This window comes from Ihubacter massiliensis (assembly GCF_024125305.1).
Lineage (GTDB): Bacteria > Bacillota > Clostridia > Peptostreptococcales > Anaerovoracaceae > Hominibacterium > Hominibacterium faecale.
In genome coordinates, this window is the sequence record NZ_JAMXVH010000001.1 from 2,343,062 (window position 1) to 2,356,940 (window position 13,879).

Consider the following 13,879-nt stretch of genomic DNA (forward strand, 5'->3'; position numbering starts at 1 on the left):
GTTCACACCTCCAAATCGTGATTTTTATTCTTTGCCGCCGCCTTTTTCGGGGCGGTCTTTGCCTTGTCTGTTTTAAGCTGCGCCCGGATAGAGGGGCGGGGCTTCCGTATCTCCCTGTCCCGGTTCTCCCTCTTGTCAATCAGCGCATACGTCCCATGTCTGCCCTCGATTTTGGAAAAGGAAAGGGTCTTGTAGGGCAGCATGGAGAAAAGACGGTCAGTGTCCTTTGTAGCCGCAAGCTGCATGAACGCCGGGGAAAGCTCTACCATGAAATGGGTCTTGTTTGGGCTGTTCGGCGTGTCGTGCCGCTTCATTTCCCACACAATGCGCCGCGCTTCCTTTTCAATCAGCCCGTCCCGCAATGCGGCGATATGCGCCTTGAAATCTCCCGGTGGAAGCTGCTCCCGGCTGCGCCGTTCTTCCTGTAAGAGCGATTGCAGCGCGTCCGGGTCGTTGGGTACGGCTTCAAAGCGTTCAAACTTCCCAAGCTGCGGGTCTGGGGTTCCGTCAAAATATCTCCCGGCTTTCTGTACCCTTTCCCCACGCTCATAAAACAGCTTCACCGTATCGGCGGGCAGCTCCTTTTCCTTGACGCGCTCATAATGGCGGGAATAGTCAAGCTCATACAGATTGCCCTTGATTTTCCCGCGCTCCTTTCCCGTCAGCTCGATTGCATAGGCAAGTACGCGGTCGCTTGTCTGCTCCATGTAGAAACGCCATGTATTGTGGGGCGCGGTGTCCTTTAGGAAAACGTCGCGCTCCCTAAAGCAATGCGTCCCGGACGGGCGGCAGAACCACAAAAGGGTCTTGTCCTCCCTGTGGGGGCTTGCCGCCGCCTTTGCGATAATCTCCTTGTCAATCTCCAAGTCGCTCTGGTAAAAGCCTGTATTCTGCTTCATAATCGCTTCAAGGGAAGCGAACAAATCCACGTTTTCAAATCTGCTCTGTTCCGGCATGGGTCAGCTCCTTTCCAAGTCCTGTGACTTCTGCTTTGCGTTTTTCTTCTGCGCCTTTTCCTTGTCGGCTCTAAGCTGCGCCCGGATAGAGGGCTTCTTTTCCGGCTTCGCTCCCTTGACGCGCTCCTTGTCGGCTTTGACCGCATTAGCCAGGTCAACAAGGGAAATCGTTTCTCCCGCCTTGACCTTTGCTTCCAGTTCGTCAACGGTAGGGGTGTTGTTGATGATACCGTCAAAGTTGTTGTCGTTCTGCTCTACGGTGTCCTCGACGTGCTTCAAAGGGTTTGCCTTTTCCGGCTGCTCTGCGGCAACGGCAAACGCCCGCGTCCCGTTCCCCATAATCAGATACTTCCCGTCGTCGGATTGATGATGAAAGCCATATCCGGCGGCTTCTATCTGCTCCCGGCTCATGGCGGTTACATGGAAAGTCCCCCTCGGTGTTTTGACGGTTTCGCCCGTTTCCAAGTCGTCCGGGGTAAGCTGTTTCTGCTCCTGTAAAAACTCCGGCACTTGCCGGAAGCCCGCGCTGTCAACATAGTGTGCCGCGTCCTGCCCGTCCTGATGAAGCACTACCACGTCGGAAACGGAAAGGCTATGTCCCTTCAAGTCTTTGGGGTGGTCGATATTGAAACGGGTATGAATATCTTCAAGGGAAGTCCCCGGCGCAAGGGGCGCGGAATAGACAAGCTCATAGTTCGCCCTGTCAACCACATTTCCCGCCGCCTGCAGGCGGTCGTAAGGCTCAAAGCGGAAATCCCTTGTTTCGTCCCCGCCCTTTATCTGGTAAATAGAAAAGGTGTCTTTGTCCGGCACGGCGGTCTTTGCCGTTTCCTGTGCCTTTGCGTAAAGCTGTTTTACGTCGCCCTCGGTCAGCTCGCCGCTTTTAAGCTGCCCCATAAGCTCGCGGCATTTCTCCGGCGTCCCGGTGAAAAGAACGTCGCCCATTTTCGCCCGCCCGTTCTCCTGTGTCACATAGGCTTGCAAGAGGTAGCTGTTTTCTCGGCTGTCGCCGTAAGGGTTCCGGCGCACTCTGTAAATCGTTTCCGGGGCAAAGGCTTCTTTCGGGGCTGCGTCCGCTTTTTCCTGTGCGCCGGATTTTCCCGGTGCGGCTGCTTCCGGCTCCGGCTTCTCTTTCCCGGCTGTATCTGCCTTTGTCAGGGCTTCCGGCTGCGGCTGTTCTTTCGGGGCTGCCTGTTCCTCTCTGGTGGGCTGCTCCTGTCCGGCGGTCTGCTCCTTGTCCTGTGCCTTTTGCAGCTCCGCAAGATTTTCGTCTATGGAATTGATAATCTCGGCGGCTGCGCTGCGTATCGTTTCAAGGGAGCTTTTCAGCTCGGACAGCTCCCGCCCGCTGCTCCACCCGGCGACGTAGCCGAAAGAGTAGTCCGACGTGTCAAGCCCGTAATGTTGGCAGACGGTATAGGCGACGCTTTCCGCTTCGACTTCGCGGGTGCGGCGGTCAACGCGGGGCTTCTGTTCGTCCTCTGGCGCGTTGAGGTCAATGTCGTGCAGCTTCGCATGGGCGATTTCGTGAATGGCGGTCTTTAAGGTCTGCAACTCGCTCATGCCCTCGTTGATAGCAATGCGCTTGTCCTCCAAGTGGTAGTAGCCATGAGAGCCGCCCTCGATATTCTCAAAGGCGATAGGGACGGGGGAAGTCTTTTCAAGGGCTGCGAAAAAATCCTTGTAGCGGTCAACGTCGCCCGTCAGCTCGTCCACCGCAATATCCGGCAGCTCCTTTCCCTCGGTCTGGGAAACGTCGAAAACGGACACTACCTTGTAGGCGGGTATCTTGATTTCCTTTTCCTCGGTAACGGGCTTCCCGTCCTTGCCGATAATGGGCTTCTGCGTGTGCGGGTCTATCTTCTCCACTTCCTGTCTGATTTTGAATGGCGACGGGGCAATGATTTTAATCCCCTTTTGCCCTTTCATCACGTTGCGCCCGAAATTATTCTTCCAAGCGGAAAAGCCCGCCACAAGGGAAGCGTCCGGCTTCTGCATGGCGATAAGCAGCGTATTGTTGAAGCTGTAATTATGGAATTTTGACATGACGCGCAGATATTCCTTGTAACGCTCGCTGTCAAAGAGTTCCGTAATGCCCTGTTCCAGACGGTCGGTAATCTCTTTGAGCTTTTCGGCGGGCTTCTCGCTCGTCAGCACGATAGGGATAACGGGGCGCGGCTCCTGTGTCTGCTCTGCGGCCTGTGCCGTTCTCTGCCCCGGCGCGGCTGCGTCCATTTCTACCTTTTCCGGGTCGGGGCGTGACCGCTGCGGGAAGCTCATTACTTTATACTCTTTGGGAATGTCGCTTTCGCGCCCGTTGTACCACTCCGTAAAGGTGTTCTTGTTGTTGTAAATATAGCCCTGGTCGGTAAAGCGTCCCCCGTCATTGATAGCTGCGTCCCGCCCGTATTCCTCATACATGAAATACTTTTTCGCTTCTTCGGGAAGCTCCAATTCGTCCAGCTCGTCGATAAGGTAATAGCCGTAATCTTCCTCGCTCTGTACGGTAGGATAGAGCCAGTAACAATCAAGGTTCTGTGCAAGGTTGATAAGGTCTTTGATGTTCCCGGCGCGTTCCCCAAGCGTCACCGCCGCCGTAAACTTGTCCCTGTCCTCGTCGCCCTGCATTTCCAAGAGCTTCCCAAGATAGTTCAGCTCGTCAATCCCCGCGCTCTGGATAACGGGAAGCGGCACGTCAAAGGGCTGCTGCTCGGTGTCGGCAAATCCATTGATGAAAAAATCCTGTGGGTTGTCTGCGGTAATGCCGACGCTTTCCATAGCCGCGTGAAGCTGCTGCGTTGTGGTCGGCATGGGAAGCCACACGCCGCCCGGTTCGCCTGTTTCAAAGCGGGTGCGGCTGTCAATCAAAATCGAAAACTGCTCGCTCATTTTTTCTCTCCTTTCCTGTTCCATCATGCGGTGCATAAGCTCAAAATCTTCAATGCTCATGCTCCCGTCAAATACATAGGGGTTAAAATCCTCCCCGTCCCGGTAGGGGTTTTCGGAAAAGGGAAGCCCCGCTTCATGGGCGGCTGCCCTCGCTTTCTCGATAACCTCCGGGGGAAGCCTGTCGTCATGCGCCCCGATAAAACCGTCAATGTCGTTCATGCTGTTTTCGTAGTGGTAGCGCACTCCGGCGGTCAGCTCGTCAAGGCTCATATCCTCGCCTAAATGCCCGCAATAGTAGCCGTTTAAGATAACGGCGGCGGGGTCAATGCTTTTGATTTCCTCTAACCGGCTCCTGTCCTCCGGGTAGAGCGTATCGTCCATATCAAGATGAAAATATTCCGCGTTCCATGAACGCCCCTGTTTCCAGAACGCCACCCATGCGATACCGTCCCTAAGCTCGTCCTGATAGTCCTTTACGGTGTCCCGTAAACTTGCCATAGTTGAAAAACCTCCTTTCTCTGGGGCAGCGTCATAAGCTGCATTTTTTGGCTGCATAGCCTACTACGGCACACCCGCATTTCTGCCAAAGTTTTTTGAAGATTTTCAGAGGGTGAAGCCCTCCGCAAAAGAGGGTTTGGGAAACTTCCCAACAAGCAAAATCCCCGTCCGGCGCGTCAGCGTCGTAACGGGGATTTACGGAAGTGGGTACCCGCTTCCTATGCTTGCTATTCCAGTTTTTAGTTCTTCTGCACTTCGATACGGTAGTTGACGTATTTCCCGCCAGTGTCAGCTAAAACGATAGTCCCGTCGTAGGTCTTGCCTGTTTTCGGGGAATAGAGCTTCTTCACATTCGCCTTGCCGGATTTAAGGAGCGCGGCGGCAATCTTCGCGGAAAAAGCGGTCTTGCGTTCCTCAAAGAAACGGTCGTTCTTCCACATGACAAAGGCACATTCCCTGTTGCTGCAATAGTAGTTTTTCTTCCCCTCATGAACGGGGGAACCGCAACGGGGGCATTTCCCGATAGAGGGCTTTTCCTCTCTGAATAAATCCTTTTTCCCGTCCAGTGCTGCGGCGTGTGTCTGCACAAGCTCCCGCGCCATAGCTTCAATGCCGGACAGAAATTCTCCGGGGTCTGCGGCTCCCTTTGCTATCTGCGTCAGATTGTTTTCCCATTCTGCGGTAAGCTGCGGGGAAGTGAGGTTATCCGGCAGAATACAGATAAGGCTGTTTCCGTTTTGGGTAGGGATAAGCTGCTTCCCCTTGCGTTCCACAAAGCCGCCCTTTACCAGTTTTTCAATGACTGCGGCGCGGGTGGCGGGAGTGCCAAGCCCCCGGCGTTCTGCCTCCGGGTCGGTGTCCCCGTTCCCGGCGCGTTCCATAGCAGAGAGAAGCGACGCTTCGCTGTGGGGCTTCGGCGGCGTTGTGGTATGCTCCGTTACTTTTGCGGCGGGTTTTTCAAAGCTCTGTCCCTCGGAAAGCTCCGGCAGCGTCACACCCTCATTTTCCCCGTCCTCCGGGTCGGGTTTGCTTTTCAGCGTCGCCCGGTATCTGCGTTCAATCTCTTTCCAACCGTCCGAAAGTACGGTCTTTCCCCTTGCGGTGAAGTCTGTCCCGGCGCATGAGAAAACCGCCGTAACCGCTTCAAAGATATGTGGCTCGGCGGTAGCAGAGAGCAGACGCGCCCCCGCAAGGGTGAGGATATTCCTCTCGCTTTCCGGCAGCGCGGCAAGTTCTGTCTTTGCAAGCTCCATAGTGGGAATGATTGCGTGGTGGTCTGATACTTTCTTGCTGTCTAATACCTTTGCAATCCCCGGTGTGAAGCCCACGCCCGCCATAAAGGGGAGCTTTTCACAAAGCAGCGTGATAATGCCCGCTGCGGTATCGCCCATGTCGTCGGTGAGGAAGCTGCTGTCCGTCCTCGGATAAGTCAACAGCTGCTTTTCATAAAGGGCTTGTGCAAGGTCAAGGGTCTGCTTCGCGGTGTAGCCGAAAATGCGGTTCGCTTCCCGCTGCAAAGAGGTAAGGTCAAAGAGCTTTGGCGGGGCTGCGGTTTTCTTCTCTCTGGTGAGGGAAACGCATACCGCCTTTCCCGCTTCGCAAGCCCCTTTCAGCGCGTCGGCTTCTGCCTTGTCGGAAATCCTCTCGCTTGCCGCTTCCGCGCCGGATAAGTCAAGACGCACATGGTAATATTTCTCTTTCTGGAAATGGGAGATAGCCGCGTCCCGGTCGGTGAGCATTTTCAAGGTCGGGGTCTGGACGCGCCCCACGTTCAAGGTCTTTCCATACAGGCATGAGAAAAGCCGGGTGGCGTTAATGCCGATAAGCCAGTCAGCCTTTGCGCGGCAGAGGGCAGACGCAAAGAGCGCGTCATATTCCCGCCCGTCTTTGAGGGAAGCAAAGCCCGCCTTGATTGCCCCGTCCTCCATTGAGGAAATCCACAAGCGGCGCATGGGCTTCTTGCAGCCCGCCACTTCGTAGACAAAGCGGAATATCAATTCTCCCTCGCGCCCCGCGTCGCAAGCGTTCACCACTTCCGAAACGTCGGTGCGGTGCATAAGCTCCTTTAAGGTCGCAAACTGCTTCCCCTTGTCCGGGTCAACGGCGTACTGCCATTCCTCCGGCAGAATGGGTAAGCTGTCAAGCTGCCATTTCCTGTACTGCTCCCCGTAGGCGGCGGCTTCCGCAAGCTGTACCAAATGCCCGACGCACCATGAAATGAGGTAGCCGCCGCCCTCGATATATCCGTCCTGTTTTCCCTTAACGCCAAGCGCGGCGGCGATAGTCTGCGCCACGCTCGGCTTTTCTGCAATCACAAGTCTAAGTGCCATGAAAAAATCCTCCTTTCAGCGTTCCGGCGCAGTATGCTTCTTCTCCTGTGCCTGTTTCAGACAATAGCCGATACAGGGGGATTGCGCCTTATAAGGGCAGCGCATACACGCCGGGGATTTTGGAACGGGCGGCGCATTGTCACGCCGCCCGGTGGGTCTTTGTATCATCATTCTTTCTAAAGGGTTCTCGGTGAAAAGCGTCATGCGTCCCTGTCCTCCGCTTCTTCATCTTCGGGAACGTCCAAGCCCTCCCCGTCGTCCGGCTCCGGCTCGTCCTCGTCGTAGTCGTCAAAGTTGAAATCTTCAAGGTCGGTGCCGCCCTTGACGCTCTGCTTCGGCTTCATAAACTTAAAATAGTAGAGTGCGCCCCCGCCGCCAAGAAGTGCCACGACAAGGAAAAGCACAAGCCCGCCCGTATTGCTTTTCTCTTTGGGCTGCTCCGGCGGTTCCTCGGTTTCCGGCTCCGCTTCCTTGCCGCTGCAAGCGGTCATGTTGTCCTTGCAGACGGGGCAGCTCACATTCACTTTCCCGGCCTCGCATTTATCGGTGCAACTGCAAACAGCGGGCGGGGCTGCTGTTTCGGTGCTTCCGTCCTCCATGAGTGCCATAAGGTCGGCTTCGTCCACTTGATTAAGGAAATGTACGGTGTTCTCGCCCTCGTCGTCCCGGTCAATGAGGATATAGAAGTAATTGCCGTTTTTGGTCGTCACTGTGATAAGCTGCTTGTTGCCGCCGAAATCGTCTACAAGGGTCGCGTTCCCGTCCGGGGTAAGGGGTTCTTCCTTTTGGGGTTCCTCATAGACAACGCCGCTGTCGTCGGTGTCGTCCTGTCCCTCCGGGGTCTGTGCAAAGGCGGTGACGGAAAAGCCGCCCATAAGTACAAGGGCGGCGCAGAGTGCGGTCAAGGTTCTAAGGATTTTCTTATTCATTCTCGGTGTCCTCCATTTCTTCGGTGTCGTGGTCTGCGGGTTCTGCGGGGTAGTCCGGCGCGGCTTCCATGCCCGGAATACCGCCCCCGGAAAGCATAGCGGAAAGCTCATGCGGGGAAAGGCGCATGGAGCGCACAAGCTGTACGATTTGCAGATTTTCCGCTTCGGTTTTCTGCGCTTCAAGCCCCCTTAATCTGTTCTGGTACTCGGTGATTTTCTCGCGGGTCTTTGCAATCTCTTTGTCGATACGTTCAATCTTGTTCATAGCCATAAATCAATTTCTCCTTTCAGATTTTCAGTTTTTAGTTCCAATTCATTAAGCCGTAGCCCTTGATACAGCCATAGTCAACGGGATAGCTCTTTATCTTGCAGGCGTCGCCGGAATTGCCCTCAACGGTATAGACGCGCTCCCTGTCCGTCCCGATAACAAGCCCTACATGGTCTGCGCTCCCGTCCCCGTCCCAGTCGAAAAAGATAGCGTCGCCGGGGGCGATATTCGCATAGCCCCTTGCGCCCCATTGCCCGCGTGACTGGAACCACGGTACGCCCTGTGACTGGCACCCGGCAAAGCGCGGCTCGGATAGCCCCGCCTGTCCGTAGCACCATGAAACGAAACAGGCGCACCATTCCACGCGGCTGTTAAATCCGTACCAGCTCCAATAAGGACGCCCGCCCACGTTTCCGGCCTGCCGCTTTGCAAGCTCTACAATGGCGGTGTTGCCGGGGCGTGTGCCGTTCACAAGCTGTACGCCGCTCAAATCCTCGGACGCGCCCGTATCGGGAGAACCGCCGCCAAAAATCAGCGGTTTGTTGCCGCTTGTTTCCAGATAGACGCGGTACATTTCAAGCTGTTCCGGCGTTAGAAGTTCCTCCGCAATCTCGGAAACAGGCTTGTTCGTCAGCTTCACGTTCAGAATGTAATAGTTATAGGCAACGTCAACCTCGTATTCGTAGGTTTCCGTAGAGGTTTCCCCCGTTTCCGGGTCGGTGACGGTGCGCGTTCCTGTGCGGGTTTCCGTCCTGTGGCGTACTTCAATTTCTTCCGTCAGCGTCAAGGTGTACTGCATGGCAAAGACGCGGTTTATTTCTGCCTGTGCGCTCTGCGGGGTGTAGGTCTGGAAAAGGGCGGTGAGGTAGGACGCTAATTCATGGGGGTTATGCCCGATACTGTCAAGGTCGTAACGGTATTCGTCATAGCCCGGATTGTCGCGCTCGATATTGTCAATCCTCTGCTGAAGCTCGTTTTCCTTTGCGGCGTAATTGTTCTCCGTCGCCACAAGGTCGCTGTCCTCCGACGTGTAGGAAGTCCCGACAATGCCGTTCATCAAGCCGGAGAACATAGAGCCGCAAGAGGAAAGCCCCGCCGATACCATGATGAATAAGAGCAGCGCGGCAACGGCGATACATACGCCCGCCGGGTGCCTTGCCACAAACGCCGCCGCTTTCTTTGTTTCCTCGGCTGTTTTCTTCGCTGCCTTGCGGGTGTTCTCTGCGGCTTTCTGTGCCGTTTTTGCTCCGCTTTTCCTTGCCGCCTTTGCATACTGCCGCTTGATTTGCTGTTTCTGCATGAAGCGGGAAAGGGGGTTGCCCCCAATCTGCGGATTGTCATGTAGTGCTTTGTGGTACTGGAAATCCACATTCGCCTTGAACGCCGCTTTCTCTGCCTTTGCCGCCGCCCGGTAGGGTTTGAGCTTGTGGCTGCGGTAGCCCTCCTTGACTTTCCGCGCCCCGTACTTCGCGCCGCGCTCTGCCAGTTCTTCGGATTTGTGCGCCCCCTCAACGCCGGAATTGTCCTTTTCAACGGAATGTATTTTGTTGTGGACGAAAGTACCCGCTTCCTGTGCGGGGCGGGATAGCGGGTTATTGTGGGGCTTGTTCTTTCCTATGGGCTTTTCCCGTTCCTCAAAGCGTAGGCGGGTCTTGCCTTTCCCGGTGGCTTCGTCAAAGGTGCGCTCCCCCATAAGTTTCTTTTCTTTGGGGATAGCTGCCTTTGCCGCGTCCAGACGGTCGGCTGCTTTGTCCGATTTTCGGATATACTTTTCAAGCTCCGGCGTTGCCCGTTCTTCCTCGGTAAACTGCAAGCGGGAAGATTTTTCTTTTGCTGTGGCTTCTGCCTGTGCCTTTCTCGCCGCCTTTTTGGAAGCGGCGCGGGTATGCGCCCCGTCGATATGCTCTAAGACGCGCTCGGCTGCTGCGGTGTCCTGTTCCCGTTCTGCCCCCGGCGCATGGGGAAGCGGCGGCGCGTCGGCTGCGGGCGCGGAAGCTGCGCCGCCCGGTATGGTCTGCGCTGCCTGTCCCGGCTGCTGCGGGGCGGCTTCCTTTCTGGTAAGGTCAGCGTCCCTTATGCGGTTGCTGATACGCTTTTTCTTGCCTGTGGCGGCGTTTACCTCAACGGCTCCCTCGCGGGTCATTTTCTGCGTGACTTTCTCACGCGCTTTATACTGTTTTATTTTTCTGTCCCTCCAATCCGCGCCCTTGCAAGGGCGCAATACTCGGCATTTATCTCAATGCCTATATAATGCCTGTGAAGCTGCCTTGCGGCTGCCCCCGTCGTGCCACTGCCGAAAAAGGGGTCAAGCACAATGCCGCCTTTCGGACAGCCCGCCTTGATACAGGTTTCGGCTAACTTCGGCGGGAACGCGGCGAAATGCCCGCCCTTGTAGGGTACGGTATTGATAAGCCACACGTCCCGCCTGTTCCGCATGGTCGGCATGAGGGCTTCGTCGTAGTAGCTGCCGCTTCTCGCCCGGTTAAGCCCCTGTACGTTTCCCTGTCCGGGTACTTCGTCCGCATATTTCTGTCCCGCGCTGCGCCCGGTGCGGTACCGCGCCGCCGTTGTGGGGGCTAACGGCTCGGCTATGGCGGCTGCGTCATAGAAATATTTCCTTGATTTTGTAAGCAGAAAGATATGTTCATAGCAGCGGGTAGGGCGGTCTTTCACGCTCTCCGGCATGGGGTTCTCTTTCTGCCAGATAATATCGCTCCGCAGATACCACCCGTCAGCGCGTAGGGCAAAAGCCAAGAGCCACGGGATACCGATTAAGTCCTTTTGCTTGCAGCCCGCCGCCTGTCTTGCGATTGATACGGCTTGACCGTTCCTCCCTCTGGGGTTCTTCGGGTCTGCATGGTAGCCTTTATTCCCTGTGCCGCAGTAGGTGTCCGCGATATTCAGCCAGAAAGTACCGTCGGTACGCAGTACCCGGCGCACTTCGCGGAAAACTTCGGTAAGCCTGTCAATGTACTGCTCCGGCGTGTCCTCCCGCCCAATCTGTGCGTCAAGCCCGTAATCCCTAAGTGCATAGTAGGGCGGGCTTGTGACGCAACAATGTACGCTTTCCTCTGGAAGCTCCCGCAAGGCATAGAGCGCGTCCCGGTTGATGATTGTGTCAGTTTTCAGCTCGTTCATGCTTCGCCCACTTCCTCCGGCTTCGTCGTCATTACCCGGTAAAGCTCGGTGTCTTTCGGGAAGCGGTCTACAAAGGGCAGCACCACGTTACCGTAGAAGATAAGCCCCTCGCCCGCTTCGGTGTGGGTGACATACTTCATCTGCTGCGGGGAGATATTGAGCTGCTTCGCAAGGATAGCCCGGTCGCCCGCCGCCTGATTGAGCATAAGGACAAAATCGCTGTTCTCAAAGATATTCTCCACTTCGCGGCTTGCCAAAAGGTCTTTGACGTTCTGCGTGATTGCTGTGGGTATGCCGCCCCATTTTCTGAAACGCTTCCAGATTTCGACGGAATAGGCGGCGGTCTGTTCCTCTTTCAAGAGAAGATGAAATTCGTCCATGTAGTAGCGGGTGGATTTCCTTTCTGCCCGGTTGATTGTGACGCGGTTCCATACCTGGTCTTGCACAATGAGCATACCTAACTTTTTGAGCTGCTTCCCAAGCTGTTTGATGTCAAAGCAGACAAGGCGGTTTGAAAGCTCTACATTCGTCCTGTGGTTAAAGACGTTAAGGCTCCCGGAAACATACAGCTCCAACGCCGACGCGATACGCGCCGCTTCCGGCTCCGGCTGCTTCAAAAGCTCGTCGTAGAGGTCGCCCAAAATCGGCATTTTCTCCGGGTCGGGGTCTGCAAGGAAAGGGCGGTACACGTTCCTAACAGCGCGGTCAATGACGGTCTTATCGACGGGCTGCAAGCCCTCCTTGCCGCCTATGACAAGCTCGCAGAGGGAGAGGATAAAGTCGGATTTCAGCGCAAGGGGGCTGTCGTCCTCGGAATAGTTGAGGTTAATATCCATAGGGTTCACATACTGGGGTTTCCCGTCAATGCCCTTGCCCGTAGGGGATAACCGTATCACTTGCCCGTCAAGCCGCTGCACAAGGGAAAAATACTCTGCTTCCGGGTCGCAGATAATAATGTCGTCGTCGGTAATGAGGAAAGCGTTTGTCATTTCCCGTTTGGCTGCAAAGGATTTCCCGCTTCCCGGCGTACCCAAGATTAAGCCGTTGGGGTTCTTTAGCTGCTTGCGGTCGCAGAGTATCATGTTGTTAGACAGGGCGTTTAAGCCGTAGTACAAAGCCGCGCCCGTCTGGAAAAGCTCCTGTGTGATAAAGGGGATAAAGATAGCGGTGCTTGACGTGGTAAGCCCTCTTTGAATGGGGATAAGGTTCTCCCCAAGCGGTACAGAGGACATAAGCCCCGCTTCCTGTTGGTAGTCAAGGCGGGTCAAGGCGCAGTTGTTCTTCTGTGCAATGCCCGCCGCCGCAAACACGTCATTTTCCAGTTTCCTTTTTGTGTCTGCCATGTTCACCACAAGGAACGTCAAGAGGAACATTCTTTCATTCCGGCTCTGCAAGTCCTGTAAGAGATTTTTTGCTTCGCTGCCGAACGTGGCAAGGTCGGACGGGATTATATCCATGTCGTAGCCGCTGCGTACCGCTTTTTTCTGTTCCTCGATTTTCATTTTGTCAAGGTCGGTGATTTTCCGCTTGATTGTCTTTATGGCTTCGGTCTGGTCGATACTGTGGATATGCAGATTGACGATAACGCCCGTTTCCAAGTCCAGAATATCCGATAAGATACGGTCGTTTAATTCCGGCGCAAGGATTTCAAGGAATGAAACCGCGCCGATTTTGCGCCCCATGCGGAAATACCGCCCCTCGCCAAAACGGAAAGAGGACGGGGCGATAAAGTCCTTTGTGGAAAGCCCGGACGGGGCAAGCCAAGAAAAATCAAAGGCAAACTGCCCGCCCTCCGGGTGGAAAATCCCATGCAGCATTTTAAGGCGTTCATAGCCCGTCATGGGGCGGGCAGACACGCCCAAGAGCTTAAAGTTGTTGAGTACGTCCGTTTCGATACGGGCAAGGCGGGATTTCGCCGCGCCCAGACTGTCGGCTTCAATGGCAAAGGTGATATATTTTGCTTTGACAAGCCCGTTGTTGCCCTTTGCAAGCTGGTTTTTCAGCATATCCCGGTATTCGCTGCGTATAGAGTTGAAAGCGTCGTCCTGTGCCGGGATATGGATAGATTTCTCTGCTTCGCCCCGCTGCGTCCCTTGATTGATGAAAGAGAGCTGCACCGAAACGGAAGCGTCAAAGTAGTTTAAGAAGTCGCACCAGTTCTCAAAAATGGCGGTCTTGTCGTCTGCCTGTGCAAGCTGATAGTTAATATCTTCAAAGGCGACGGTCTTTGAGTATTTCCGTTCCGTAACCTTGCAGATACCGTCCGGGTACATCTGGATATAGGGGATTGTCTGCTGCGCGGTGTGCGCTTTCCCGTCGCCCTTTGCCTGTCTGATGATTTCCGCAATCTGCTTCTTCTCGGCGCGGGTGAGCTTGCGGGGCGGGTTAGCCTTTGCGGGCGCGTTTCCCGCCGCGCTGTTTCTTCGTGTTTCCTTTTGCAATCGCTGATACCTCCTTTTCAAGTTTTCGCTGCCGTTCAAGGTCAGCATATAAATTTTCAGTCCTGTATGGTCGTTCCTTTGGGGCTATGAATTTCGTCCGTATGATGTTCCTCACCACCACTTCAAGGGGCTGTCCATGCTTCTCATACATGGCAAAGAGGAAACAGGGCAGCATGACCGCAATCATAGCCATAGACGCAAGGCTTGTGCCTGTGCTGTCTTTGAGCAGAAAGAAAAGCGGCAAACCTATAATGAGAGCCGCCGCAAAACATACAATCTGCCGTTTGGTAAGGTTGAACGCTACTTTTGTCTTGACTTTGGATAAGTCTTTGGGTACGGGTACATACGCCAAGTGAAAACCTCCTTTCGTTATGTTTTGTGTTGCTGTAACTTCCCATAGGGGCAATCAAGGCAAAGGTCAATTTCTGCC

At 55.0% G+C, this 13,879-nt stretch carries 10 protein-coding genes; all 10 read right to left on the reverse strand.

Annotation, left to right across the window (positions count from 1 at the left end; translation table 11 throughout):
* Nucleotides 1-2: 2 nt before the first annotated feature.
* Nucleotides 3-956 carry a hypothetical protein gene (locus tag NIA71_RS10990; RefSeq protein WP_253020412.1) on the reverse strand — a complete coding sequence of 318 codons (954 nt, stop codon included), beginning with the start codon at nt 954-956 and terminating at the stop codon, nt 3-5.
* A gap of 3 nt (nt 957-959) precedes the next feature.
* Nucleotides 960-4,343 carry a YodL domain-containing protein gene (locus NIA71_RS10995; RefSeq protein WP_253020413.1) on the reverse strand — a complete coding sequence of 1,128 codons (3,384 nt, stop codon included), beginning with the start codon at nt 4,341-4,343 and terminating at the stop codon, nt 960-962.
* 239 nt (nt 4,344-4,582) lie between these two features.
* A complete protein-coding gene (locus NIA71_RS11000) occupies nt 4,583-6,673 on the reverse strand; it encodes a DNA topoisomerase 3 (RefSeq protein ID WP_243197720.1) in 2,091 nt (696 codons plus the stop codon).
* Nucleotides 6,674-6,688: 15 nt separating this feature from the next.
* Nucleotides 6,689-6,877: a hypothetical protein gene (locus tag NIA71_RS11005; protein ID WP_076776107.1), complete on the reverse strand. Its 189-nt coding sequence runs from the start codon at nt 6,875-6,877 to the stop codon at nt 6,689-6,691.
* Nucleotides 6,874-7,602: a DUF4366 domain-containing protein gene (locus NIA71_RS11010; protein WP_243197719.1), complete on the reverse strand. Its 729-nt coding sequence runs from the start codon at nt 7,600-7,602 to the stop codon at nt 6,874-6,876. Before NIA71_RS11010 ends, NIA71_RS11005 begins: the two co-directional genes overlap by 4 nt.
* Nucleotides 7,595-7,873, reverse strand: a complete 279-nt coding sequence (locus NIA71_RS11015) for a DUF4315 family protein (RefSeq protein ID WP_243197718.1) — start codon at nt 7,871-7,873, stop codon at nt 7,595-7,597. Before NIA71_RS11015 ends, NIA71_RS11010 begins: the two co-directional genes overlap by 8 nt.
* Nucleotides 7,874-7,904: 31 nt before the next feature.
* The gene (locus NIA71_RS11020; RefSeq protein WP_253020414.1) at nt 7,905-10,013 is read right to left on the reverse strand and encodes a CHAP domain-containing protein; all 2,109 of its coding nucleotides are present in this window, start codon (nt 10,011-10,013) and stop codon (nt 7,905-7,907) included.
* Nucleotides 10,014-10,048: 35 nt separating this feature from the next.
* Nucleotides 10,049-11,008, reverse strand: a complete 960-nt coding sequence (locus NIA71_RS11025; protein WP_253020415.1) for a DNA-methyltransferase — start codon at nt 11,006-11,008, stop codon at nt 10,049-10,051.
* The gene (locus NIA71_RS11030; protein WP_243197715.1) at nt 11,005-13,449 is read right to left on the reverse strand and encodes a VirB4-like conjugal transfer ATPase, CD1110 family; all 2,445 of its coding nucleotides are present in this window, start codon (nt 13,447-13,449) and stop codon (nt 11,005-11,007) included. The genes NIA71_RS11025 and NIA71_RS11030 overlap by 4 nt, the downstream gene beginning before the upstream one ends.
* The gene (locus NIA71_RS11035; protein ID WP_253020416.1) at nt 13,394-13,801 is read right to left on the reverse strand and encodes a PrgI family protein; all 408 of its coding nucleotides are present in this window, start codon (nt 13,799-13,801) and stop codon (nt 13,394-13,396) included. The genes NIA71_RS11030 and NIA71_RS11035 overlap by 56 nt, the downstream gene beginning before the upstream one ends.
* Nucleotides 13,802-13,879 lie beyond the last annotated feature (78 nt).

What these genes read in the sequence shown, in the direction of transcription:
- NIA71_RS10990 (WP_253020412.1), bottom strand. Translation starts at nt 956, where the DNA reads ATGCCGGAACAGAGCAGATTTGAAAACGTGGATTTGTTCGCTTCCCTT.
- NIA71_RS10995 (WP_253020413.1), bottom strand. Translation starts at nt 4,343, where the DNA reads ATGGCAAGTTTACGGGACACCGTAAAGGACTATCAGGACGAGCTTAGG.
- NIA71_RS11000 (WP_243197720.1), bottom strand. Translation starts at nt 6,673, where the DNA reads ATGGCACTTAGACTTGTGATTGCAGAAAAGCCGAGCGTGGCGCAGACT.
- NIA71_RS11005 (WP_076776107.1), bottom strand. Translation starts at nt 6,877, where the DNA reads ATGACGCTTTTCACCGAGAACCCTTTAGAAAGAATGATGATACAAAGA.
- NIA71_RS11010 (WP_243197719.1), bottom strand. Translation starts at nt 7,602, where the DNA reads ATGAATAAGAAAATCCTTAGAACCTTGACCGCACTCTGCGCCGCCCTT.
- NIA71_RS11015 (WP_243197718.1), bottom strand. Translation starts at nt 7,873, where the DNA reads ATGGCTATGAACAAGATTGAACGTATCGACAAAGAGATTGCAAAGACC.
- NIA71_RS11020 (WP_253020414.1), bottom strand. Translation starts at nt 10,013, where the DNA reads ATGACCCGCGAGGGAGCCGTTGAGGTAAACGCCGCCACAGGCAAGAAA.
- NIA71_RS11025 (WP_253020415.1), bottom strand. Translation starts at nt 11,008, where the DNA reads ATGAACGAGCTGAAAACTGACACAATCATCAACCGGGACGCGCTCTAT.